Source organism: Erwinia aeris (assembly GCF_041224955.1).
Lineage (GTDB): Bacteria > Pseudomonadota > Gammaproteobacteria > Enterobacterales > Enterobacteriaceae > Erwinia > Erwinia aeris.
Genome location: NZ_JBGFFX010000005.1, coordinates 140,862 through 166,584, shown reverse-complemented (window position 1 = coordinate 166,584; position 25,723 = coordinate 140,862). Strand labels below are relative to the sequence as shown.

At 53.3% G+C, this 25,723-nt stretch carries 14 protein-coding genes and 3 CRISPR repeat arrays (1 of these 17 running past the window's edge); of the genes, 11 read left to right on the top strand and 3 right to left on the bottom strand.

Annotated features, from left to right (window positions below; all coding sequences use genetic code 11):
* Window positions 1-235: 235 nt before the first annotated feature.
* The 3 genes from AB6T85_RS10580 to AB6T85_RS10570 all read right to left on the bottom strand — a co-directional run bounded on the left by AB6T85_RS10580 (window position 236) and on the right by AB6T85_RS10570 (window position 4,157).
* Entirely contained in the window at window positions 236-1,186 is a 951-nt protein-coding gene (locus tag AB6T85_RS10580; RefSeq protein WP_301251441.1) for a glycoside hydrolase family 43 protein, read from the bottom strand.
* On the bottom strand, window positions 1,183-2,595 hold the full coding sequence (locus AB6T85_RS10575) for a glycoside-pentoside-hexuronide (GPH):cation symporter (RefSeq protein ID WP_253455261.1): 1,413 nt from the start codon (window positions 2,593-2,595) through the stop codon (window positions 1,183-1,185). Before AB6T85_RS10575 ends, AB6T85_RS10580 begins: the two co-directional genes overlap by 4 nt.
* Window positions 2,596-2,801: 206 nt before the next feature.
* Window positions 2,802-4,157 (bottom strand): amino acid permease, encoded by a 1,356-nt coding sequence (locus AB6T85_RS10570; protein WP_253455260.1) that lies wholly within the window; start codon window positions 4,155-4,157, stop codon window positions 2,802-2,804.
* Window positions 4,158-4,653: 496 nt separating this feature from the next.
* Here AB6T85_RS10570 and pdhR point away from each other — a divergent pair, with 496 nt between their 5' ends.
* The 11 genes from pdhR (at window position 4,654) to acnB (ending at window position 25,175) form a co-directional block, all read left to right on the top strand.
* Window positions 4,654-5,418 (top strand): pyruvate dehydrogenase complex transcriptional repressor PdhR, encoded by a 765-nt coding sequence (gene pdhR, locus AB6T85_RS10565; RefSeq protein WP_253455259.1) that lies wholly within the window; start codon window positions 4,654-4,656, stop codon window positions 5,416-5,418.
* Window positions 5,419-5,539: 121 nt separating this feature from the next.
* Entirely contained in the window at window positions 5,540-8,203 is a 2,664-nt protein-coding gene (gene aceE, locus AB6T85_RS10560; protein ID WP_253455258.1) for a pyruvate dehydrogenase (acetyl-transferring), homodimeric type, read from the top strand.
* Window positions 8,204-8,216: 13 nt separating this feature from the next.
* The gene (gene aceF, locus AB6T85_RS10555; RefSeq protein WP_301251440.1) at window positions 8,217-10,109 is read left to right on the top strand and encodes a pyruvate dehydrogenase complex dihydrolipoyllysine-residue acetyltransferase; all 1,893 of its coding nucleotides are present in this window, start codon (window positions 8,217-8,219) and stop codon (window positions 10,107-10,109) included.
* Between the two features lie 171 nt (window positions 10,110-10,280).
* The gene (lpdA, locus tag AB6T85_RS10550) at window positions 10,281-11,705 is read left to right on the top strand and encodes a dihydrolipoyl dehydrogenase (protein ID WP_125289022.1); all 1,425 of its coding nucleotides are present in this window, start codon (window positions 10,281-10,283) and stop codon (window positions 11,703-11,705) included.
* A 354-nt stretch (window positions 11,706-12,059) separates the two neighbouring features.
* Window positions 12,060-12,631: direct repeats of the CRISPR family, unit length 28 nt; unit sequence GTTCACTGCCGTACAGGCAGCTTAGAAA.
* 132 nt (window positions 12,632-12,763) lie between these two features.
* On the top strand, window positions 12,764-13,738 hold the full coding sequence (cas1f, locus tag AB6T85_RS10545) for a type I-F CRISPR-associated endonuclease Cas1f (RefSeq protein WP_369895522.1): 975 nt from the start codon (window positions 12,764-12,766) through the stop codon (window positions 13,736-13,738).
* Window positions 13,738-16,995: a type I-F CRISPR-associated helicase Cas3f gene (cas3f, locus tag AB6T85_RS10540; RefSeq protein ID WP_369895520.1), complete on the top strand. Its 3,258-nt coding sequence runs from the start codon at window positions 13,738-13,740 to the stop codon at window positions 16,993-16,995. The genes cas1f and cas3f overlap by 1 nt, the downstream gene beginning before the upstream one ends.
* Window positions 16,996-17,524: 529 nt before the next feature.
* Window positions 17,525-18,871 carry a type I-F CRISPR-associated protein Csy1 gene (gene csy1, locus AB6T85_RS10535; protein WP_369895519.1) on the top strand — a complete coding sequence of 449 codons (1,347 nt, stop codon included), beginning with the start codon at window positions 17,525-17,527 and terminating at the stop codon, window positions 18,869-18,871.
* Window positions 18,868-19,824: a type I-F CRISPR-associated protein Csy2 gene (csy2, locus tag AB6T85_RS10530; protein ID WP_369895518.1), complete on the top strand. Its 957-nt coding sequence runs from the start codon at window positions 18,868-18,870 to the stop codon at window positions 19,822-19,824. Before csy1 ends, csy2 begins: the two co-directional genes overlap by 4 nt.
* Before the next feature lie 18 nt (window positions 19,825-19,842).
* Window positions 19,843-20,847, top strand: coding sequence for a type I-F CRISPR-associated protein Csy3 (gene csy3 / locus AB6T85_RS10525; protein ID WP_369895515.1), 1,005 nt, complete (start codon window positions 19,843-19,845; stop codon window positions 20,845-20,847).
* Window positions 20,848-20,855: 8 nt separating this feature from the next.
* Entirely contained in the window at window positions 20,856-21,410 is a 555-nt protein-coding gene (cas6f, locus tag AB6T85_RS10520) for a type I-F CRISPR-associated endoribonuclease Cas6/Csy4 (protein WP_301251430.1), read from the top strand.
* Window positions 21,411-21,547: 137 nt separating this feature from the next.
* Window positions 21,548-22,236: direct repeats of the CRISPR family, unit length 28 nt; unit sequence GTTCACTGCCGCACAGGCAGCTTAGAAA.
* Window positions 22,237-22,577: 341 nt separating this feature from the next.
* On the top strand, window positions 22,578-25,175 hold the full coding sequence (gene acnB / locus AB6T85_RS10515; RefSeq protein ID WP_253455256.1) for a bifunctional aconitate hydratase 2/2-methylisocitrate dehydratase: 2,598 nt from the start codon (window positions 22,578-22,580) through the stop codon (window positions 25,173-25,175).
* Between the two features lie 262 nt (window positions 25,176-25,437).
* A CRISPR array of direct repeats spans window positions 25,438-25,723; the repeat unit is 28 nt; unit sequence GTTCACTGCCGCACAGGCAGCTTAGAAA; it runs 102 nt beyond the window's last position.

Below are 25,723 nucleotides of genomic sequence, written 5' to 3'. Positions count from 1 at the left end.
CGGCCCGCAGGCCGGATTATTGGCTGTCAGGTTATTGCTCAGGCAGCCGCGCTGTCGTTGGTGCCAAACCCTCCCTCGATAAGATTACCCACGCTGCTGCCAATCCAGCTACCGATCCGTTTTCCAATATAGCCGGTTGCTTTGGATACCAAAGTGGAAATAACCGGGATAGTCGTCAGGTTGCCGATCGCAGCGCCAATAAACTCGCCTGCCCGGCATCAAATTAACGGCTTTGTTAATCCACGGCCGCCGGCGGTTCGCCAAAGACCGGCATGCCGTCGCTATCCCAGGTAAAGGTTTTAATGCAGGTGTGCCGGTTGGGATCGTAAAGCGGATCGCCTTCGATTTCCGTGTAGTCTCTCGCATGATAAACCAGTACGTCCTCACCCTGTTCCGTTACCGTAAAGCTGTTATGCCCCGGCCCGAACTGGCGGTTTTCCCAACTGGTTTTAAAGACCGGCTGAGGGGATTTTTGCCAGTTTTCCGCTTTCATCGGATCGGCAGCAACGTCGATCCACAGCAGGCCCATACAGTAGTTTTCATCCGTCGCGCTGGCCGAATAGCTGACGAACAGGCGGTTGCCGTGACGAATAACCGCAGGCCCTTCGTTGACGCTGAAGCCCACGCATTCCCAGTCGAACTCAGGCCGACTCAGCATCACCGGCGCGCTTTTCAGCGACCACGGCGTTTCCAGTTCGGCCAGATAGAGATTGGAGTTGCCGGGGATCGCCGGATCTTTTTGCGCCCACAGATACCAGTTTCTGTCCTGATGGACGAAGTGGGTCGCGTCCAGCGCAAAACTGTCGATGGGCGTCATGACCTGACCGCATTCATGCCAGGCGCCGGTAAGCGGATCGTCGTCATGACAGGCGATAGCGAACATGCGGTGCTGGAACAGCCCATCTTTGATTTCTCTGGACGGCGCGGCGGCAAAATAGATGACCCAGACGTTATCAATAAGATGCAGTTCAGGCGCCCAAATCAGCTCGCTCATTTCGCCGCTGGCGTGTTTTTTCCAGACCACGACGGCTTCGGCTGCCGCCAGATCGGCTAAGGTCGCGGCGCGGCGCAGCTCAAGCCGATCGTATTCAGGTACGGAGGCGATAAAATAGTAATGCTGCCGATGGCGCAGAATAAAGGGATCGGCGCGCTGTGCAATAAGGGGGACGGGCCAGTGACTGCTCATGCTCCTGTTCCTTCTGGTTTAACCGGCGCTTTGCCGTGATGATAATCGTTGAGTTCGCGGAAATTATGGCGACGCTGTTCCAAATCCAGCTGGATTTTTTGCATCGTTGGTCGGTCAACCTTCAGCAGCCTGACCACGCCAGCGGTAATCAGATAACCGACGCCCGGAATAATGGTAAACAGCAGCGTGATGCCGTTGACGGCCAGCGGCGACTGGGCTTTCGCGCCCGCGTCGTAGCCGTAAAAAGAGAGCAGGAAGCCAACCATCGCGCCCGCTACGGCCAGGCCAACCTTGAGGAAAAACAGATTGCCTGAAAAGCTGATGCCGGTAATGCGCTTGCCGGTTTTCCACTCGCCGTAATCGTCCACGTCCGCCATCAGCGACCAGTGCAGCGGCGAAGGGATCTGATGCAGAATATTCAGCAGGAAGTACATCACCACAATCAGTACCGTAGCGTGCGGATCCAGGAAATAGAAGCCGCAGGAGAATAGCGCCAGCACGATATTGGTCCAGAAGAAGACTTTCAGTTTGCACCAGCGATCGGTCAACACTTTGGCCAACGTGCTGCCCAGCATCATGCCTATTACGCCCAGGCTGATAAACAGCGTGGCGAAATGGGTCGTTTGCCCCATGACCCAGGTGACGTAGTACATGGTGGCCGCCATGCGGATAAAGCCGGGACAGACGTTACAAAAGGTCAGCAGCAGGATGCGCACCCACTGGTCGTTTTTCCACACGTCCCGTAAATCGGATTTCAGATCGCTGTTGCTCGGTACGGCAGGATGAATGCGTTCACGCACCGTGGCGAAGCAAAAAAGGAACATGCAGAGGCCGATAAAGGCCAGCACGCTCATCGCCATCTGGTAGCCGCGCGCTTTGTCGTCGCCGCCAAACCATTCCGCCATCGGCAGCAGGGAGAGCGACAGGATCAGCGTGGCGATGCCGACCATTACAAAGCGGTAAGACTGGCAGGAGACGCGTTCGCCGGGATCGTTGGTAATCACGCCGCCAAGCGAGCAGTAAGGAATATTGATAGCGGTATAGGTTAACGACATCAGAAAGTAGGTGGCAAACGCGTAGATAACCTTATTGTCATAGCTCCAGTCCGGCGTGGTAAACATCAGCACGCTGAACAGCACATAGGGCAGGGAAATCCATAGCAGCCAGGGGCGAAAACGTCCCCAGCGGCTCTGCGTTCTGTCGGCCAGCGCGCCCATAATGGGATCGGTAATCGCATCCAGCACGCGCACGGAAAGCAGCAGGACGCCGACCAGCGCGGGCGCAAGGCCAAAGACATCCGTATAAAAATAGTTAAGGAAAAGCATGATCGCGCCGCCGATCATATTGCAGCCCGCGTCTCCCATGCCATAGCCAATCTTCTCTTTTACCGAAAGCGCCGCGCTCTTCATGGATAATCTCTCCCACAGGATGAAGCAGAGATTATCACTGGCTTAATAGCGTCTTGCGCTGGCGCAAAAGGTTGCAGAGATGGACAAAACGGCTGTAACCGGAAAAGTGTGAGTAAGCTGGCAATTCGCGCGGTGAGGGCCATAAAAGGTAAGGCAGGCTGGAGGATTAGCGCGCAGTAAAAAGGGCGCCGAAGCGCCCCGGGTCATCAGGCTTTTTGCAGCCGGTTTTTTACCGCGTAGCCAATGGCCAGCACGATAATCCACGGCGGAATAAGCCATACGGAAATCGCCATGCCCGGCGTCATCGCCATAATGACCAGAATGCCGATCATAAACAGCAGGCAAATCCAGTTGCCGGCGGGATAGAGCAGCGCCTTGAAGCGAGTCTGCACGCCTTCGCGCGCTTTCGCCTGGCGGAACTTCAGATGGGCGTAGCTGATCATCGCCCAGTTGATCACCAGCGCGGAGACCACCAGCGCCATAAACAGGCCCAGCGCCTCGCCCGGCATCAGATAGTTCACCAGCACGCAAATCGCCGTGGTAGCGGCTGAGAGCGCCAGCGCCACGTAAGGCACGCCACGACGGTCAACCTTCAGCAGCGCCTTCGGGCCGTTGCCCTGACGGGCCAGGCCGTAAAGCATCCGGCTGTTGGAATAGACGCAGCTGTTATAAACGGAGAGCGCCGCCGTTAAAAACACCAGGTTCAGCACGTTCGCCGCCAGGCTTTCACCCAGGTCGTGGAAAATCATCACAAACGGGCTGCTGTTGGCGGTAACTTTTGTCCAGGGATAAAGCGAAAGCAGCACGATAATCGAGCCGACATAAAAGATCAGGATACGCCAGATCACCTGGTTGGTGGCCTGCGGAATGCTTTTTTGCGGGTCATCCGCTTCGGCCGCCGTGATGCCTACCAGCTCCAGGCCGCCAAAAGAGAACATAATGATCGCCATCGCCATCACCAGTCCGCCCACGCCGTGCGGGAAAAAGCCGCCGATCGCCCAGATATTGCTGATCTTCGCATCCGGGCCGCCATGACCGCTGAACAGCAGCCAGCAGCCGAACACAATCATCGCCACCACGGCGACCACTTTCACAATCGCCAGCCAGAACTCCATTTCGCCAAAGATTTTTACGCTGGTCAGGTTGATAGCGTTAATCAGCACAAAGAAGATGGCGGCGGCGGCCCAGGAAGGAAACGCGGGCCACCAGACCTGAATATACTGCCCGACGGCGGTCAGTTCCGCCATCGCGACCAGGATATAGAGCACCCAGTAGTTCCAGCCGGAAGCGAAACCGGCAAAGTTGCCCCAGTATTTATAGGCAAAATGGCTGAAAGAACCGGCAACCGGCTCTTCCACGATCATTTCGCCCAGCTGGCGCATAATTAAAAAGGCGATAAAGCCGCCGATGGCGTAGCCCAGTAAGACGGACGGGCCCGCCATTTTAATGGTTTGTGCGATCCCCAGAAAAAGGCCGGTGCCGACGGCGCCGCCTAATGCAATTAGCTGAATATGGCGGTTTTTCAGGCCGCGCTTCAGCATATCGCCCTGCTGTTGTTCCATAGTGATCCTCTTGGTCTCGTTATTGTACTAAGGGCGAGCCTTTGTCATCATTTTATTACGATAGGTGTACTTAAATGTTTACATAAGAAACCCCGCAAAAGCGGGGCTGCCTCTACTTTCGCGATAAGAATAATGATAAGCGCCGGGTAATGCACTCGCTTTCTGTTTAAGCCGGGACGGCTGCAAAAAAAACAGGTTTCGGCAACGTTTGTTTTTGTCATAAAGGATGCCTGAAGACGAATCGATTTTACTTATGACGCCGTTAATCGGGCGCCATTAACTGCCTGGTCTCCTTCACAAAAGTTAATTTTTTTAACATTCTTTCTGACGCGTTTAACCTGTTATAAGGCGTTAATTCGCGCCCGTAAAACGAGACATGCGTCTGGTTTTGCGCCGTTGCCATATAGACATCAGGTGAATACTTTGTTACTTTACGGGCTCCTTTTTGCAATTGGTATGACCAATTTACTCGGGCAAACGGCACGAAGAAGGGATGATGGCCTACAGCAAAATCCGCCAACCAAAGCTATCCGATGCTATCGAGCAGCAGCTTGAGTCCTTGATTATGGAAGGGACGCTGCGTCCCGGTGAAAAGCTCCTCCCTGAACGCGAGCTGGCTAAACAGTTCGACGTCTCCCGTCCCTCTTTGCGTGAAGCTATCCAGCGTCTGGAAGCAAAAGGCCTGCTGCTGCGCCGTCAGGGCGGTGGCACTTTTGTAAAGACTAACCTCTGGCAAAGCCTGAGCGATCCGCTGGTGGAACTGCTGGCCGATCACCCTGAATCGCAGTTCGATCTGCTGGAAACGCGCCACGCGCTGGAAGGGATAGCGGCCTACTATGCGGCGCTACGAGGAACGGAAGAAGATCTGGCACGTATCCGGGATTGCCATCTGCAAATCCAGACCGCGCAGGAGAGCGGCGACCTTGATGCCGAAGCCAACGCGGTCATGCAGTATCAGATAGCTGTCACAGAGGCGGCGCATAATGTGGTGCTGCTGCATTTGCTACGCTCAATGGGGCCGATGCTGCAACAGAACGTCCGACAGAATTTTGAATTGCTCTACTCGCGCCGCGAAATGCTGGCGAAAGTGAGCGGTCACCGCGCCAGTATTTTCGAGGCGATTGTGGCGCGCGAACCCGAAAAGGCACGCGAGGCCTCACACCGCCATCTGGCGTTTATCGAGGAAATATTGCTGGACAGAAGCCGGGAACAGAGCCGAAGAGAGCGCTCCCTGCGCCGATTACAGCAGCGTAAGGATTAACGCGTAATCATAACGCGACAACCACGAAGGGCCTGTCTCTCTGTGTTTTGCACTGAGCCAGAGGACAGAGAGACAGGCTCCAGACAATTCAACGTATTAGACACAGATAAGGAATACCCCCATGTCAGAACGTTTACACAATGACGTGGATCCGATTGAAACTCGCGACTGGCTACAGGCGATCGAATCGGTCATCCGTGAAGAGGGCGTGGAGCGCGCGCAGTTCCTGATCGATCAGGTATTGAGCGAAGCACGCAAAGGCGGCGTAAAGGTAGCGGCGGGCACTGGGGCCGGCAGCTACATTAACTCTATCGCCGTTGAGGACGAACCTGACTATCCGGGTAATACCTCGCTGGAACGTCGTATCCGTTCCGCCATCCGCTGGAACGCCATCATGACCGTTCTGCGTGCATCGAAGAAAGATCTGGAGCTGGGCGGCCATATGTCTTCCTTCCAGTCCTCGGCGACCATTTATGAAGTGTGCTTTAACCACTTCTTCCGCGCGCGCAGCGAAAAAGACGGTGGCGACCTGGTGTACTTCCAGGGCCACATTTCGCCGGGCGTTTACGCGCGCGCCTTCCTGGAAGGCCGCCTGACCGAAGAGCAGATGAACAACTTCCGTCAGGAAGTGCACGGCAAAGGCCTCTCTTCTTATCCGCATCCAAAACTGATGCCGGATTTCTGGCAGTTCCCGACCGTTTCGATGGGTCTTGGCCCAATCGGCGCGATCTACCAGGCGAAATTCCTCAAGTATCTTGAGCACCGTGGCCTGAAAGATACCTCACAGCAGACCGTTTACGCCTTCCTGGGCGATGGCGAGATGGACGAGCCGGAATCCAAAGGCGCGATCACCATCGCCACCCGCGAGAAGCTGGACAACCTGGTGTTCATCATCAACTGTAACCTGCAGCGCCTGGACGGCCCGGTAACCGGCAACGGCAAAATCATCAACGAGCTGAGCGGCATCTTTGGCGGCGCAGGCTGGGAAGTGATCAAGGTTATCTGGGGCGGACGCTGGGACGAGCTGCTGCGCAAAGATACCAGCGGCAAGCTGATCCAGCTGATGAATGAAACCGTTGACGGCGACTATCAGACCTTTAAATCCCGCGATGGCGCCTACGTGCGCGAGCACTTCTTTGGTAAATATCCGGAGACCGCCGAGCTGGTCAAAGATATGACCGACGACGAGATTTGGGCGCTGAACCGTGGCGGCCACGATCCGAAGAAAATCTACGCGGCGCTGAAAAAAGCGCAGGACACCAAAGGCAAACCTGTGGTGATCCTGGCGCATACCATTAAAGGCTATGGTATGGGCGACACGGCAGAAGGCAAGAACATCGCTCACCAGGTGAAGAAAATGAACATGGATGGCGTACGCTACATCCGCGATCGTTTCAACGTGCCGGTAGAAGATGACAAAATCGAAAGCCTGCCGTACGTCACCTTCGACAAAGAGTCGGAAGAGTACAAATATCTGCATGGCCAGCGCGAGAAGCTGGGCGGCTATCTGCCGACGCGTCAGCCTAACTTCAGCGAGAAGCTGGAGATGCCTGCGCTGGAAGACTTCCGTCAGCTGCTGGATGAGCAGAACAAAGAGATTTCCACCACCATCGCCTTTGTGCGTGCCCTGAACGTGATGCTGAAGAACAAGTCGATCAAAGATCGTCTGGTGCCGATCATCGCCGACGAAGCGCGTACCTTTGGTATGGAAGGCCTGTTCCGTCAGATCGGCATCTACAGCCCGAACGGCCAGCAGTACACGCCGCAGGACCGTGAGCAGGTTGCCTACTACAAAGAAGATGAGAAAGGTCAGATCCTGCAGGAAGGCATCAACGAACTGGGCGCAGGCGCATCCTGGCTGGCGGCGGCAACGTCCTACAGCACCAACAACCTGCCGATGATCCCGTTCTACATCTACTACTCGATGTTTGGCTTCCAGCGTATCGGCGATCTGTGCTGGGCGGCGGGCGACCAGCAGGCGCGCGGCTTCCTGGTTGGCGGCACCTCCGGTCGTACCACGCTGAACGGCGAAGGCTTGCAGCATGAAGATGGTCACAGCCACATTCAGTCGCTGACTATCCCTAACTGCATCTCTTACGATCCGGCTTACGCTTACGAAGTCGCCGTTATCATGCATGACGGTCTGGTGCGTATGTACGGCGAAGCGCAGGAAAACATCTACTACTACATCACCACGCTGAACGAAAACTACCACATGCCGGCGATGCCGCAGGGCGCAGAAGAAGGTATCCGTAAAGGTATCTACAAGCTGGAAACGGTAGAAGGCAGCAAAGGTAAAGTCCAGCTGTTGGGTTCAGGCTCTATCCTGCGTCACGTTCGTGAAGCGGCACAGATCCTGGCGAAAGACTACGGCGTTGGCTCCGATGTTTACAGCGTGACCTCCTTCACCGAACTGGCTCGTGACGGTCAGGACTGCGAGCGCTGGAACATGCTGCACCCAACTGAAGCGCCTCGCGTGCCTTACGTTGCGCAGATCATGCACGACGCACCGGCCGTGGCTTCAACCGACTATATGAAACTGTTCGCCGAGCAGATCCGTACCTATATTCCAGCCAGCGACTATCGCGTGCTGGGCACGGATGGTTTCGGTCGTTCCGACAGCCGCGAAAATCTGCGTCACCACTTCGAAGTGGACGCGTCTTACGTGGTGGTTGCAGCGCTGGGCGAACTGGCTAAACGCGGCGAGATCGATAAGAAAGTGGTGGCGGAAGCCATCACCAAATTCAATATCGATGCCGATAAAGTCAACCCGCGTCTGGCATAAGAGGTAAAGAGTAATGGCTATCGAAATTAAAGTACCGGACATCGGTTCCGACGAAGTGGAAGTCACCGAGATCCTGGTCAAGGTCGGCGACAAAGTGGAAGCAGAGCAGTCGTTGATCGTCGTTGAAGGCGACAAAGCCTCAATGGAAGTGCCTTCGCCAGAAGCGGGCGTGGTCAAAGAAATTAAAATTTCTACCGGCGACAAAGTGGAAACCGGCTCGCTGATTATGATCTTTGAATCTGCCGACGCGGCTGCGCCAGCGCCAGCCAAAGCGGAAGCAAAAGAAGAGAAGAAAGAAGCGGCGCCGGCTGCCAAAGCGGAAAGCAAAGACGTCAACGTACCGGACATCGGCGGTGATGAAGTTGAAGTCACCGAGATCCTGGTCAAGGTTGGCGATAAAGTCGAAGCCGAGCAGTCGCTGATTACCGTCGAAGGCGACAAGGCCTCAATGGAAGTGCCTGCGCCGTTTGCCGGCACGGTAAAAGAGATCAAAATCGCTACCGGCGACAAAGTCAGCACCGGCTCGCTGATTATGATCTTTGAAGCGGAAGGCGCAGCACCGGCCGAAGCGCCGAAGCCAGCGATGAAAGAAGAAGCGGCAGCGGCGCCTGCGGCGACCAGCGGCGCGAAAGAAGTGCAGGTGCCGGACATCGGCGGCGACGAAGTTGAAGTCACCGAAGTGATGGTTAAGGTTGGCGATAAAGTCGAAGCCGAGCAGTCACTGATCACCGTCGAAGGCGACAAGGCCTCGATGGAAGTGCCTGCGCCGTTTGCCGGCACGGTAAAAGAGATCAAAATCGCGACCGGTGACAAAGTCAGCACCGGCTCGCTGATTATGATCTTTGAAGTGGCAGGCGCGGCGCCTGCTCCGGCAGCGAAACAGGAAGCGGCTCCGGCTCCGCAGGAAGCCAAAGCGGCGCCTGCTACGGCACCGGCTCCGGCGAAAGCGGAAGCAAAAGGCGACTTCTCCGAGAACGACGCCTACGTCCACGCCACGCCGGTTATCCGTCGTCTGGCGCGCGAGTTCGGCGTTAACCTGGCGAAGGTAAAAGGTACGGGACGTAAAGGCCGTATTCTGAAAGAAGACGTGCAGGCGTACGTGAAAGACGCGGTGAAACGCGCCGAGACCGCGCCAGCGGCTGCCGCCAGCGGCGGTGGTCTGCCAGGCATGCTGCCGTGGCCGAAAGTGGACTTCAGCAAGTTCGGCGAAATCGAAGAAGTCGAGCTGGGCCGCATCCAGAAAATCTCTGGCGCGAACCTGAGCCGTAACTGGGTGATGATCCCGCACGTTACGCACTTCGACAAAACCGATATCACCGATCTGGAAGCGTTCCGTAAACAGCAGAACGCCGAAGCCGAGAAGCGCAAGCTGGACGTGAAATACACGCCGGTTGTGTTCATTATGAAAGCCGTTGCCGCCGCGCTGGAGCAGATGCCGCGCTTTAACAGCTCGCTTTCTGAAGACGCGCAGAAGCTGACGTTGAAAAAATATATCAACATCGGCGTGGCGGTCGATACGCCTAACGGCCTGGTGGTTCCGGTCTTTAAGGACGTGAATAAAAAAGGCATCACCGAGCTTTCCCGCGAGCTGATGGCAACCTCGAAAAAAGCGCGCGACGGCAAGCTGACGGCCAGCGACATGCAGGGCGGCTGCTTCACTATCTCCAGCCTTGGCGGTCTTGGCACCACGCACTTTGCGCCGATCGTCAACGCGCCGGAAGTAGCTATCCTGGGCGTCTCTAAATCCGCGATGGAGCCGGTCTGGAACGGTAAAGAGTTTGTGCCGCGTCTGATGATGCCAATCTCTCTTTCCTTCGACCACCGCGTTATCGACGGGGCTGACGGTGCCCGCTTTATCACCATCGTCGGCAATCTGTTAGCCGATATTCGCCGACTGGTGATGTAAAAGTACTCTGGCCGGCTTATGCCGGCCTTCTTATAGCCGACTCTCGCTGTTTTAGTCGACAAGTTGTGATGGTTTGGGGCAGGTTGTTTGCACTCTGTTAACAATTCTGTAAACTCTTGCCCTGAATACGAACCGGTGGATGGATATCCGCCAGTTAACTAAGAGGTCATGATGAGTACAGAAATTAAAACTCAGGTCGTGGTACTTGGGGCAGGTCCGGCAGGTTACTCTGCGGCATTTCGCGCTGCTGATTTAGGTCTGGAGACCGTGATTGTTGAGCGTTACAGCACCCTGGGCGGCGTTTGCCTGAACGTGGGCTGTATTCCTTCCAAAGCGCTGCTGCACGTGGCGAAAGTCATTGAAGAAGCCAAAGCGCTGGAAGAACACGGCGTGGTGTTCGGCAAGCCGCAAACCGACATCAACAAAATCCGTACCTGGAAAGAGAAGGTCATTAATCAGCTGACCGGCGGTCTGGCCGGTATGGCGAAAGGCCGTAAAGTGAAAGTGGTCACCGGCGAAGCTAAGTTCACCGGCGCGAACACTATGTTCGTTGACGGCGAAAACGGCGGCACCACTATCAACTTCGATAACGCGATTATCGCTGCCGGTTCTCGTCCTATTCAGCTGCCGTTTATTCCGCATGAAGATCCACGTGTGTGGGATTCCACCGCCGCGCTGGAGCTGAAAGAAGTGCCTGAGCGTATGCTGGTCATGGGCGGCGGCATCATCGGCCTGGAAATGGGTACCGTTTATCACGCGCTGGGTTCTCAGATTGACGTGGTTGAGATGTTCGATCAGGTGATCCCTGCGGCCGATAAAGACGTGGTGAAAGTCTTCACCAGGCGCATCGAGAAGCAGTTCAACCTGATGCTGGAAACCAAAGTGACCGCGGTAGAAGCCAAAGAAGATGGTATCTACGTCACGATGGAAGGCAAAAAAGCGCCTGCTGAACCACAGCGTTACGACGCGGTGCTGGTGGCGATTGGCCGCGTGCCGAACGGTAAAGGTCTGGATGCCGGTAAAGCGGGCGTGGAAGTGGACGATCGCGGCTTTATCCGTGTCGATAAGCAGATGCGTACCAACGTGCCGCACATTTTCGCTATCGGCGACATCGTTGGTCAGCCAATGCTGGCGCATAAAGGCGTGCACGAAGGCCACGTAGCGGCGGAAGTGATCTCCGGCAAGAAGCACTACTTCGATCCAAAAGTGATCCCATCTATCGCCTATACCGAGCCGGAAGTTGCCTGGGTTGGCCTGACCGAGAAAGAAGCGAAAGAGAAGGGCATCAGCTACGAGACGGCGACCTTCCCGTGGGCGGCATCAGGCCGTGCTATCGCTTCCGACTGCGCAGACGGCATGACCAAGCTGATTTTTGATAAAGAGACGCATCGCGTGATCGGCGGGGCCGTTGTCGGCACCAACGGCGGCGAGCTGCTGGGCGAAATCGGTCTGGCTATCGAAATGGGCTGCGACGCCGAAGATATCGCGCTGACTATCCATGCTCACCCGACGCTGCACGAGTCGGTAGGCCTGGCGGCGGAAATCTTCGAAGGCAGCATCACCGATCTGCCAAATGCGAAAGCGAAGAAGAAGTAAGCGCTAAAAGCATTCGAAGCGGCTCCGAAAGGGGCCGTTTTTTTATCTTATTTCCGCGTCATTTTCTGATTAAACGCCTGCAAATACTCAATAAAACAGCGCAGCGCCATTCCTTTGATGAAAAATGCAAGACTTATAGTGTGCAGGATTATCCGATTATAACTGCGTTTTTTGCCACGAAAGTGGGTAGCAGGCCGCGGATGAGTTTAAAGCAGGGCGCTGAAACCCTTTTTTTGAGGGGTATTTCAACGGGCTGTTTTATAAGGAGATTAAGTAATGGATGAAAAAGAGGGGTTTTATCGGGTTTTGGTCAAAATTCTTTTAACATAAGTGCGTTATGTTGTATCGCCAACTGTTCACTGCCGTACAGGCAGCTTAGAAAATTTTGCTGTTGTGTAATCAACGACAAGTTTTGTTCACTGCCGTACAGGCAGCTTAGAAAGAAAAGCTGAAGTCATCCGGCCAGATTGTTGCGTTCACTGCCGTACAGGCAGCTTAGAAAATGAAGGCCAGTAACCCGCGTAACGCCTACTAGTTCACTGCCGTACAGGCAGCTTAGAAACATAATTCAAGTGTGACTATGCATACGACAATAGTTCACTGCCGTACAGGCAGCTTAGAAAGTTCGAATGCCCGGAGCATTTTTACGTTATTAGTTCACTGCCGTACAGGCAGCTTAGAAACTGAACCAGCGGCGTCACCTGCGCTATTGTCAGGTTCACTGCCGTACAGGCAGCTTAGAAAGCGTCTGCGCGCTGTGATTGCTAAGGCTGAAGGTTCACTGCCGTACAGGCAGCTTAGAAACACTAACGAACTTGCCGCATCTGAATTAAATAAAGTTCACTGCCGTACAGGCAGCTTAGAAGACCAAGAAGTGATGCTGGTTGCGCGGCTGGTGGTTCACTGCCGTACAGGCAGCCCAAAAATATCCCCATACTGCTATTCCCATCCTTAAACTTGTCGCTAAAACCCTACTGACCTCTCATTACCTTTTCTGATGATTTAATACACTGCTTGCCTGATGGAAATCAACGGCCAGGCTGACGCAAGGAATGCGTATGGAACACTTAAAACCCTCCGATTTAAAAACTATTCTTCATTCAAAACGCAGCAACATCTATTACCTGCAGTATTGCCGCGTGTTGGTCAACGGCGGACGCGTAGAATATGTGACAGATGAAGGCAAGCGTTCGCTTTACTGGAATATCCCCATCGCAAATACCACGGTAATTATGCTTGGCACCGGCACTTCTGTTACCCAGGCCGCTATGCGTGAATTCGCCAGAGCGGGCGTACTGGTCGGTTTTTGTGGCGGCAACGGCACGCCGCTGTATGCCGCTAATGAAGCTGAGGCCGCCGTTTCCTGGCTGACATCGCAGAGTGAATATCGCCCTACGGAATATCTGCAACATTGGGTGAGCTTCTGGTTTGATGACGAGAAAAGGTTAGCGGCGGCAATAGCTTTTCAGCGAGAGCGTATTAAACAAATCCAAAAACACTGGCTTAGCGAGCGACTGAGCAGACAGGAAAAATTTGTTATTCAGCTGCCCGTTCTTCAAACCTTATTGGAACGTTATGAAAAAAGCCTGATTACCTGTACCAGCGTGCAATATTTGCTGGCGCAGGAAGCGGTACTGACAAAGGCGCTTTATAAGCTGGCCGCCGAGGCGACGAAATACGGCGAGTTTACTCGTGCAAAACGCGGCGGCGGCGCTGATATCGCTAATCGTTTTCTGGATCACGGCAACTATCTGGCCTATGGACTTGCCGCTACGGCCTGTTGGGTAACGGGGCTGCCGCATGGTCTGGCAGTCATGCATGGCAAAACTCGACGCGGCGGTCTTGTTTTTGATGTGGCCGATATGATTAAAGACGCGCTGATTTTGCCGCAGGCATTTATTTCCGCAATGGCCGGAGAAGACGAGCAGGAATTTCGCCAGCGCTGTATTAGCGGTTTGCAAAAAGCCGATGCGCTGGATGTGATGATCGAAACTTTGCAATCAACTGCTGAATACTTTGGCCGGGCGGTCTGATGAATATCTTACTTATCTCTCAGTGTAGCAAGCGCGCTTTAGTAGAAACCAGACGCATCATCGATCAATTTGCCGAGCGTAAAGGAGAAAGAACCTGGCAGACGGCCATCACGCTGGAAGGGCTTAATACGTTGCGGAAGCTGCTGCGTAAAACCGCCAGGCGAAACAGTGCTATTGCCTGTCACTGGATTAAAACTTCCGGTCAGACCGAGCTGCTATGGATCATCGGCAACCTGCGACGCTTCAATCGCGATGGTAGTGCACCAACGCATTCGACAGAGCGCGACGTGCTGAAAAGTCAGGATGAAAATCAATGGCAAAGCGCTCAGGCTATTGGGCTGATAGCCGCTATTGCCGGGCTGTTTCATGATTTTGGCAAAGCGAACCGGCTTTTTCAGCAAAACCTGTTTGGCGAGGGGAAAAACTTCCAGCCTTATCGTCATGAATGGATATCGTTACGGCTTTTTTGTGCCTGGGTAGGGGAGCGTAATGACTCGCAGTGGCTACAGGCGTTAGCCGCTGTCGACGCTAATGACGAAGCGGAAATGCTGGCCAGAGTGATACAGGATCCGGCCTCCCTTAATCCCTTTGCGACTCTGCCGCCCGTCGCCGCAACGGTAGCCTGGCTTATCCTGTCGCATCACCGGTTACCGACTTATCCTTCAGGACGCAGTAATCCACCGCAGCTAGCGGAAGCGGATGGCTGGTTGACGCATCAGCTGGAACCGATTTGGAACGCGCTGAATCATTTGAAACATGAGTGGCAAGACAAAGAGTTAAAAGCGCAGTGGCTTTTTTCGCAGGGAACGCCAATGCAAAGCCATACCTGGCGCGCTAAAGCGCAAAAAATGGGTCGTCGTGCGCTTACCCAGCCTTCGCTGCTGCGTTTTGCCCGGCTGGATCAGGCCTTTACCTGTCATATGGCACGGTTGGTGTTGATGCTTGCCGATCATCATTACTCTGCTTTGCCCGCCACGTCTGGTTGGCAGGATGCCGACTATTCGCTGTTTGCCAATACCGGGAAGCCGCGCGTGGGCAGACAAAAGCTGGATGAACACAATCTTGCCGTTGCACATAATGCATTATTGCTGGGAACCAGTCTGCCTCATCTACGTAAAACCCTTCCGGCGATAACCCGGCATAAGGCTTTTCGCGAGCGGGCGACAAGCACAAGGTTCAGATGGCAGGATCGCGTGTTTGATCTGGCTGCTTCGCTGCGTGAACAAACCGAAAGCCAGGGATTTTTCGGCGTGAATATGGCTTCTACCGGTTGCGGAAAAACATTCGCCAATGCCCGAATAATGTATGCATTAAGCGACGAAATGTTGGGATGTCGTTTCTCTGTCGCATTAGGGTTACGTACGCTGACGCTGCAAACAGGCGACGCGTTGCGTGAAAGGCTGCGGCTTGCCGAGGACGATCTGGCGGTGATGGTTGGCTCGCAGGCAGTAAAAGATTTGCATCAGCTTTACAGCGCCAGCGATGAAGAAGAAGCGGATGCCGGAAGCCAGTCTGCCGGGGCGTTTTTTCATGAGCATCAATATGTTCGTTATGACGGCAGTCTGGATGATGGGCGGCTCAGCCGCTGGCTGCAAAATAAGGGTAAACTGCACAAGCTAGTAAGCGCGCCGGTGCTGGTTAGTACGATTGATTATCTAATCCCGGCAACGGAAGGGTTGCGGGGCGGCAGGCAGATTGCGCCGATGTTAAGGCTGCTTACGGCTGATTTAGTGCTGGACGAGCCGGACGATTTTGATATCAACGATCTGTCGGCGCTCTGCCGACTGGTGAACTGGGCCGGAATGCTTGGCTCACGCGTGCTGCTCTCTTCCGCCACGTTGCCGCCCGCGCTGGTGCTGGCGCTGTTTAACGCCTACCGCTGTGGTCGCGCCGAATGGCATAAAAACGCCGGTCGTACAGAGGTCGCGCCAGCGGTTTGCTGTGCGTGGTTCGATGAATATGAAGCTTTGCATCAGGACATTGATTCAGGAAGGGACTTCCGGCAGCAGCATGATGCTTTTGTAGCGAAGCGGGTTATTAAGTTACAACATGCCGAGGTGCTGAGGAAAGGCGCGCTGCTGGATATTACCCCTGTAAGCCTTAAAGAAAGCGACGTGCTGGCGGCGCTGGCAACAACGTTTTATAACGCCATGCAGCAGCTACATTCTGTACATCATCAGCAGCATAAACCCGGTGGAAAGCGCGTTTCGCTGGGTGTTATTCGCATGGCGAATATCGATCCGTTGGTAGCGGTGGCGCAGCGTTTGCTGACTATGCCTGCACCGGAAAATACGCAAATCCACTACTGCATCTATCACAGCAGGCATCCCTTAGCGATGCGATCTTATATAGAAAGCCGACTGGAAGTGGCATTGACGCGTCACGATGAGCAGGCGCTGTGGCAGGTTGCAGAAATTAAGCAGGCGCTGGAAAACAGCGCAGCGCGGGATCATCTGTTTGTGGTGCTGGCCAGCCCCGTCATTGAAGTCGGAAGAGATTTTGATTTTGATTATGCCATTGCGGAACCCAGTTCAATGCGTGCGCTTATCCAGCTGGCGGGCCGCGTACAGCGCCATCGGCAGTGGGTGCCTGCAGAACCTAATATCTGTTTACTGCGTAAAAATTATCGGGCCTTGCGCTTCCCGGATAAAGCCGCCTATAACCGTCCCGGATTTGAAGATGGCGAGTTTCAGTATGCCAGTCACGATCTGCACGATTTATTACACGAGAAAGAAAATTTTGTGATTGATGCCAGACCACGCGTGCAGGAGCCTGACAATATGCAAACGTACGGGCCTTTTACGCATTTTGTTGATTTGGAGCATGCCAGGCTGCGTACAGAACTGTTGGGAAGAAAACGCGAGCCGGATAAATATTGCGCGGCGCTGTGGTGGCGTAAGCCCGTCAGCTGGTGTGGAGAGATGCAGAAGCGACGCCCTTTTCGGCAATCATCGCCGGATGAGCTGCACTATCTGCTGATTAAGGAAGAGGGCGATGCAGGGCGTTTCTGGCAGCCGGATGACGGTATCGTCGGGCGGAAAGCCAGCGCGATGGAATATGTGACAATACCGGAACTGGCAGAGGGCGTGGCGATATGGATAGCGCCAGACTATCAGCAGATTTATACGAGGCTGGCCGACGAGTTGGGTATGGAGCTGGTGGAGGTGAGTGAAAGGTTTGGCGAGATACGGTTAGATAAAAAAGAAGAGGCGTGGCATTTTCACCCGTTATTGGGCGTGTTTGGCGCACTCGACTGAGTGCGCCGCTGCCTGTACGGCAGGAAAGAAGGGTATTACTTTAAGCGAAAGAAACTTATTTCTAAGCTGCCTGCACGGCAGGCTGATAATAATAGCGCCTTAAGTTCACTATACAAATATATTTAATTTTCAGGTAACTTATTGCTTTAATATTCAGTTGGTGGTGCCAGATTTAAACAAGAAGAAACGTTTCAGTCTTAAAGTTTTTATAAAGTCTTTACTGCTCGATTGATGATGGTAATAATGTTTTTTATAAAAATTAAGAAGATTTGCATAAAGATACTTAGGTGGTAGCCATGCGGTTTTACCGACTCAATGATGCTGCGGGGTTTCAAAGAAGAAAATGTCTTTTATTAGTGGTTTTGTTAATGGCGCTAAGCGTATTTTCTTTAACCGCGGCTTGCATAGTCTCATCAAAATCTCGCATTGGAATTTTAAATGTATTTGATGGTCAGGGCTCAGATAAATCAATTTACTTCTCATTTTTTCTGTTTTTGTTGACAGGTAATTTTCCCACAGGAGGCAAAGGATGCCAGAAAAAGGACTTACATCATTTATTATTCAATATATATCCGAGCGCAAACAGCCAAAGCGCGAAGCGCTGGAAAAGGAAGAGGTAAAAGCGTTGGCTGGCGCAGGTTCGCCAGCGAAGCAGGCGGCTATCAAAAACGATTATGCGCGCCAGTACGCGGAGCTGGATGAAAAGTATGAAGTACGCAATTGGCTAAGCGATGCGGCAAGGCGAGCGAGCCAGATTAGCCTGGTTACTCATGCGCTAAAATATTTTAATGGTTATGCTAAAGGTAGCAGCGTTTATCAATCTTCTGACAATATTAATAAGAGTTATTTTTCTTCGGCTTTTTTAAAAAATCCTGAGTTAGATGCCGTGGCAAACGCAGCTGCACTGGATATTGCCAAACTGCTGCAAACTGAATATCAGGGCGATTCGCTGATTGCCAGCCTGATCCGTAATGATACGTCAGCCCTGGCTAAGCTGGCCGAAAATGAGCAGCAGCTGGCAGAGTGGATTTCTGGCTTTAAGCAGGTACTAACCAGCGCTAATCCCGCCTCGCACAAGCTGGCAAAGCAAATCTATTTCCCAATCGGCGACGGCCAGTACCACCTTATCAGCCCATTATTTGCTACCTCATTAGCTCATGTGTTACATGAACATCTTACTGCATCGCGTTTTAGCGAAGAGGCCAAAGAGATCAACGCCGCCGTTAAGGCCGGAACCTGGCATAGCCAGCCCAGGACCACTTATCTTCAAACTGCCTTGCAAAAGTTTGGCGGTACCAAGCCGCAGAATATCTCTTACCTTAACAGTGCTCGCGGCGGCAGAGTCCGGCTCTTATCCAGCGCCGCGCCGGTCTGGCAATCCATTAATAAACCACCTCTGCAACATAAAACCATTTTTCATTTCCGCAGTGAATTTGCCTGGTTAGCACGTGCAAGCGTGGCGGGCCTTAAGCGCCATCTATTAAGCAGCTACACGAAACAAAATAATGAGGAAATTCGCCAGCAGCGCCTGAGCTATGTCGATGAAATTATCGATATTTTATTTAACTACGTAACCGGTATTCAGCAGCCTGAATTCGCCAACTGGAGTAAAGATACAAACTGTGAGCTAAAACGATCGCAGCAGCTATGGCTTGATCCTTTACGCAGTAAAACTGACGAACATTTCCGTTTTGAGCGTGAAGCGGGCGACTGGCAAAAAGAGGTCGCAAGAGATTTTGGCTATTGGCTAAGCCGTCAGCTCAGCGTTAATCCACTTAATATGGGCGAAGTGGAACGGCGCTATTTCTCGACGGCAGCACTGTTTAAAAAGCGCCTGCGTGAAATGGAACAGGACTTAAAAGAGGAGCTGCTATGAGCCATCTGATTATTTTGCGCCGTTTGCGTGTGGAAAATGCCAATGCCGTCGCCGGATTCACCTGGGGTTTTCCCGCCATAACTCATTTCCTGGGATTTACTCACGCTTTGTCGCGCAAACTGGAGAAAAGCCATGGGATAAGCCTGAGCGGCTGCGGCGTCATTTGCCATCAGCAGCAAGTTCATGCGCACTCTTCTGGTTATGACCACGTATTTGCTCTGACGCGCAATCCGTTAACCAAAGAGGCGAAAACAGCTTCTTTTAACGAAGAAGGCCGTATGCATCTGACCGTCTCGCTGTTGTTGCAGTGCGAAGGCAGTATTGCGGGCGGTGAACATGGCGCGGCCGAGTTGGCACGGTATCTTGAACAGCTCTGCCAGGTACAACGGCTGGCTGGCGGCAATGTTGTACAGCTTGAACGGGTTAACGTTATTGGCTGGCCGGAAGAAGAACAGGCAACGCGTAAAATTCTGCGTCGTTTATTGCCTGGTTTTGCGCTGTTGGATCGCTCGTCGTTACTGGCGGAGCATTTTTCTCAGCTTCAGCAGAGCAACCCGACGGCGGACATGCTGGATGCCTGGCTTGACTTTGCCAGCCTGAAGATGCGCGCCGTAGCGGAAACCGAAGATCCGCAGCCAGGAGACAAAGCTCGCTGGGAATATCAACCCAAACCGGCTGGCGGTTTTTTGGTGCCGTTAATGACAGGCTATCGCGCTATTTCGCCCGTATTGGCACCTGGTCAGGTTGCCAATTCACGTGATAACGACACGCCTTTCTGCTTCGCCGAATCCGTATACGGCGTAGGAGAATGGCGCAGTCTGCATCGGATTACCCGGATCGATGAGCTGATATGGTGCCACGCATATGAAAACGGGCATTACCTGTGCCGCAGCAGTCAGGCTGTAAGCCAGACGATTTACGACGATGTTGAAGATGAATTTAACGACGAATAACTGATAAGGAAATTGAAAATGGCTAAAGCAACTTTGAAAACCGCCTCCGTATTAGCATTTGAAAAAAAATTAGCGAACTCTGATGGCATGATGTTTGCCGGAAAATGGCAGCAAAAAGAATCGTGGCAGCCTGTAGTCATCAAGGAAAAAGCGGTACGTGGCACTATTTCCAACCGCCTGAAAAACACGCTGGCCAGCGATCCGCTAAAGCTGGATGCAGAAATTCAAAAGGCCAACCTTCAACGTGTGGATGTTGCTGCACTGCCAGCGGATACCAACACGCTAAAAGTCGTTTTTACGCTGCGTATTCTGGGCGATCTGGCTACGCCTTCGGTTTGTAACGATCAGGCTTATCAGGCTGAACTGACTAAAGTCATTAATGGTTACGTAGAGCAGCATGGCTTTAACGAGCTGGCCGCACGCTATGCCGAAAATATCGCCAATGGTCGTTTTCTGTGGCGTAACCGAATCGGTGCAGAGTCGATAGAGGTTCACGTAAAACAGGGCGAAAAAAACTGGGTATTTAATGCTCATAGTTACAACATGCGAAGCTTTACTCAGCCGAACGGCGATCTGGCGGAGCTGGCAGATGCTATCAGTGAAGGTCTGGCCGGAAAGTCATTTGTTTTGTTAAACGTGGAGGCTTTTGTCCGCTTAGGCAACGGTCAGGAAGTTTATCCTTCTCAGGAACTGGTGCTGGACAGCAACAGTAAGAAAAGCAAGCTGCTGTACCAGGTTGATGGCACGGCAGCTATGCATTCTCAAAAAATTGGCAACGCATTACGTACGATTGATACCTGGTACCCACACGCGGAAGATCCAGACATGGGGCCGATCGCGGTAGAACCCTATGGATCCGTGACCAGTCGAGGCCTGGCTTATCGCCAGCCTAAACAGAAGATGGACTTTTATACGCTGCTTGATAACTGGGTAACCAAAGGCGAGGCGCCTGCGGTAGAGCAGCAGCACTATGTTATTGCCACCTTGATCCGCGGCGGCGTCTTTGGTGAGAAAAGCGAGTAGGGGGAGGTATGAATTATTATCAGGATATCCTTATTCTGCCCGATCCGGAGATAGCGGATCAGGTGCTGATGGCGGCGCTTTTTGCTCAGCTGCATCTTAAATTGTTCCATGTTGGCGAAGGCCGTATCGGGATCAGTTTTCCAGCGGTAGGCCTGACACCGGGAAACCGGTTACGACTACATGGCTCGCAAGACGATCTGACAAAGCTTGCTGCAACCGACTGGTATGACAACCTCAAGGAGTACATTTTTTGCAAATCGGTGCGTCCTGTACCCGAAGGTTGCCGATACCGTACCGTACGTCGGGTACAGTATAAAAGTAACGCGGAAAGACTACGGCGGCGTTCAGTGAAAAAGGGCTGGCTTACCCAGGAACAGGCGCAACAGCAGATTAGCGTGCTGAGTGAAAAAAGAGGCAGGCTGCCATTTTTATCAATGAAAAGCCGCTCGAACGGGCATTCATGGTTGCTCTTTTTTGAGCACGGGCCGCTAAGAGAAAAACCGACAGAAGGAACTTTTAGCAGCTATGGCCTGAGTGCTGTAGCAACCGTCCCCTGGTTTTAACTGTTGATACCCTTTTTTTGGTGGTATTTATAACAACTTGAAATTAAATAGTTATTTCATCAGGCTGAAAAAAGGGTATTTTTGAAAAAAGTGGATGATTTATTTTATTTTCAATAGTTAAGTGGTCAAAGGCAACTGTTCACTGCCGCACAGGCAGCTTAGAAAAATAAACCATTCGTCGCCCAGCTCGTCTTTAAGTTCACTGCCGCACAGGCAGCTTAGAAAGCTTGGAACTGCTCGCGGTAAGATAGATGACTGTTCACTGCCGCACAGGCAGCTTAGAAAGGCAAAACGAAATCGCGTCTCGTCAATATCGCGTTCACTGCCGCACAGGCAGCTTAGAAAGCTGATACATTGTGTATTTGTATATTACTGTTGTTCACTGCCGCACAGGCAGCTTAGAAAATATACTGCAGCCGGTGTTACGGTTATGGAAAGTTCACTGCCGCACAGGCAGCTTAGAAAGGCCTGGTCGCTCACGCGGTTACGGTTCTGCCGTTCACTGCCGCACAGGCAGCTTAGAAACGGTGATGATGCACAGTTAGAATCGTCATATCGTTCACTGCCGCACAGGCAGCTTAGAAATCAACGTCGCCCAGCACAATGATGCTCGGCTCGCTCACTGCCGCACAGGCAGCTTAGAAAGCAAGAACGACGCCGATCCCCGCCTTGTCATGGTTCACTGCCGCACAGGCAGCTTAGAAAGTATCCGCAGCGGGAATACACGCAGCTGGGGTGTTCACTGCCGCACAGGCAGCTTAGAAACGGCCAGCAGCTGGCGCAGATATTGAAAGTTTCGTTCACTGCCGCACAGGCAGCTCGGCAGCCTCAATTAACATCACGCCCTAATCTCTGGCACCTACTAAACCGCTATAACGGCTAGTTAATCCACCGCCACGCTCGCAATACAAAAAGTGCGGATAACCAGGCAACACGGTGCAGTTGCCGTCCCCGCAAGCCGCTTAAAAGGCCTTTCCGGTCGAGTAATCCGTGCCTGATCCACTCTGTTAATGATGTTGCTTTTTTGTAAACAGATTAACACCGCATCAAAATCCTGCTATGCTGGCCCTCGCGAAACCGGGCACCTTACCCTACAGAAAAGAGCGCAAAGCATTTGCGATAAGCCTGAAGGCGCCCGGTCATTACACTGTGAGCGAGGAGAACGTCGTGCTAGAAGAATACCGTAAGCACGTTGCCGAGCGTGCTGCCGAAGGGATCGTTCCTAAACCATTAGATGCTTCCCAAATGGCCGCGCTGGTTGAACTGCTGAAAAACCCGCCAGCGGGTGAAGAAGAATTCCTGTCCGATCTGTTGATTAATCGAGTTCCGCCGGGCGTTGACGAAGCGGCCTATGTAAAAGCCGGATTCCTGGCTGCTGTCGCCAAAGGCGAAGCGACCTCTCCTCTGGTTACTCCTGAAAAAGCGATTGAACTGCTGGGCACCATGCAGGGCGGCTACAACATCCATCCGCTGATTGACGCGCTGGATGACGAAAAGCTGGCGCCGATTGCCGCTAAAGCCTTGTCCCACACGCTGCTGATGTTCGACAGCTTCTACGACGTAGAAGAAAAAGCCAAAGCCGGCAACCCACACGCAAAACAGATCCTGCAATCCTGGGCAGATGCCGAATGGTATCTTTCCCGTCCGGAGCTGGCGGAAAAAATCACCGTCACCGTGTTTAAGGTCACCGGCGAAACCAATACCGACGATCTTTCTCCTGCACCTGATGCCTGGTCACGCCCGGATATCCCTCTGCACGCGCTGGCGATGTTGAAGAATGCCCGCGAAGGCATCGAGCCGGATCAGCCTGGTGCCGTTGGCCCGATCAAACAGATCGAGGCGCTTCAGGCCAAAGGCTTCCCGCTGGCTTATGTCGGCGACGTAGTCGGCACCGGTTCTTCCCGTAAATCCGCCACCAACTCGGTGCTGTGGTTTATGGGCGACGACATCCCTTACGTGCCGAACAAAAAAGGCGGCGGCGTGGTGCTGGGTAACAACATTGCGCCAATCTTCTTCAACACGATGGAAGATGCTGGCGCGCTGCCAATTGAAGTGGATGTGCAAAACCTGCATATGGGCGATGTTATCGACATCTATCCTTATAAAGGCGAAGTCCGTAACCACGAGACGGGCGAAGTGTTAGCTAACTTTGCGCTGAAAACTGACGTTCTACTCGATGAAGTTCGTGCGGGTGGTCGTATCCCGCTGATCATCGGTCGCGGTCTGACGACTAAAGCTCGTGAAGCGCTGGGTCTGCCGCAAAGCGACGTGTTCCGTCAGGCGAAAGACGTGGCGGCAAGCACGCGCGGCTACTCGCTGGCGCAGAAAATGGTTGGCCGCGCCTGTGGTACGGAAGGCGTGCGTCCGGGCGCATACTGCGAACCAAAAATGACTTCCGTGGGTTCGCAGGACACCACCGGCCCAATGACCCGTGACGAGCTGAAAGACCTGGCCTGCCTGGGCTTCTCTGCCGATCTGGTGATGCAGTCTTTCTGCCACACGGCAGCCTATCCTAAGCCGGTTGACGTCTCTACGCACCACACGCTGCCGGACTTTATTATGAACCGTGGCGGCGTATCGCTGCGTCCGGGCGACGGCATTATCCACAGCTGGCTGAACCGTATGCTGCTGCCGGATACCGTAGGAACAGGCGGCGATTCGCACACCCGTTTCCCAATCGGCATCTCTTTCCCGGCCGGTTCCGGGCTGGTGGCGTTTGCGGCGGCAACCGGCGTGATGCCTCTGGATATGCCAGAGTCCGTGCTGGTGCGCTTCAAGGGCAAAATGGAGCCGGGCATTACGCTGCGCGATTTGGTTCACGCCATTCCGCTGTATGCCATCAAGCAGGGCCTGCTGACCGTTGAGAAGAAGGGCAAGAAAAACATCTTCTCCGGCCGCATCCTGGAAATCGAAGGCCTGCCGGATCTGAAAGTCGAACAGGCGTTTGAGCTGTCCGATGCGTCCGCCGAGCGTTCTGCGGCTGGCTGTACGATCAAGCTGGGCAAAGATCCTATTATTGAATACCTCAACTCCAATATCGTGCTGCTGAAGTGGATGATTGCGGAAGGCTACGGCGATCGCCGCACGCTGGAACGTCGTATTCAGGGAATGGAAAAATGGCTGGCGGATCCGCAGCTGCTGGAAGGCGATGCGGATGCGGAATACGCGGCGGTTATCGAAATCGATCTGGCTGAAATCAAAGAGCCAATCCTGTGCGCGCCAAACGATCCGGATGATGCTCGTCTGCTGTCGGACGTGCAGGGCGAGAAGATTGACGAGGTCTTTATCGGTTCCTGTATGACCAACATCGGTCACTTCCGTGCCGCCGGTAAGCTGCTGGACAGTCATAAAGGCCAGCTGCCAACGCGCCTGTGGGTGGCTCCGCCAACCAAGATGGATGCGGCGCAGCTGACGGAAGAGGGTTACTACAGCGTCTTTGGCAAGAGCGGCGCGCGTATCGAAATCCCTGGCTGTTCACTGTGCATGGGTAACCAGGCACGCGTGGCGGACGGTGCGACGGTGGTTTCCACCTCAACCCGTAACTTCCCGAACCGCCTGGGCACCGGCGCGAACGTTTATCTGGCTTCAGCAGAGCTGGCTGCGGTCGCTTCGCTGTTGGGCAAACTGCCAACGCCGGACGAATATCAGCAGTTTATGGCGCAGGTTGATAAGACGGCGGTGGATACTTATCGCTATCTGAACTTCGATCAGCTGAGCCAGTATACGGAGAAAGCCGACGGCGTGATTTTCCAGACTGCGGTTTAAATCCTCAATAAGCGTTATTCAGAGCCGAATAGCGCTTTCGCGGTAAATAAAAGTCCGGGGCTGTTTTCAGTCCCGGATTTTTTATGGGCGTAAATCAGAGGATCGTGTGAAGGAATCAGGCAGGTTCTTTGAAACCCTTTTTTAGAGTGGTTATTTAATCTATTGATTTTAAGTGGTTTTAATGAAGGGCTAAAAAAAGGGTTTTTACCCGAGATAGGTCAATTTTCCCTGCAATACATGATGTTAAACTGAAAGCGTTACTGTTCACTGCCGCACAGGCAGCTTAGAAAAGAAAGATGGAAACGCAATGCTGAATTTATTTGTTCACTGCCGCACAGGCAGCTTAGAAAGGCAGCCGGAATCATTGAGCTGGCACGTTTCCGTTCACTGCCGCACAGGCAGCTTAGAAAATCAGATGCCCGAACGAGCCGTGCCCGAATAGGTTCACTGCCGCACAGGCAGCTTAGAAATTTGAGGTTTTCCGGGAGCCAGACGGCTCATAGTTCACTGCCGCACAGGCAGCTTAGAAAACGTAGCGCCAGTCGTGC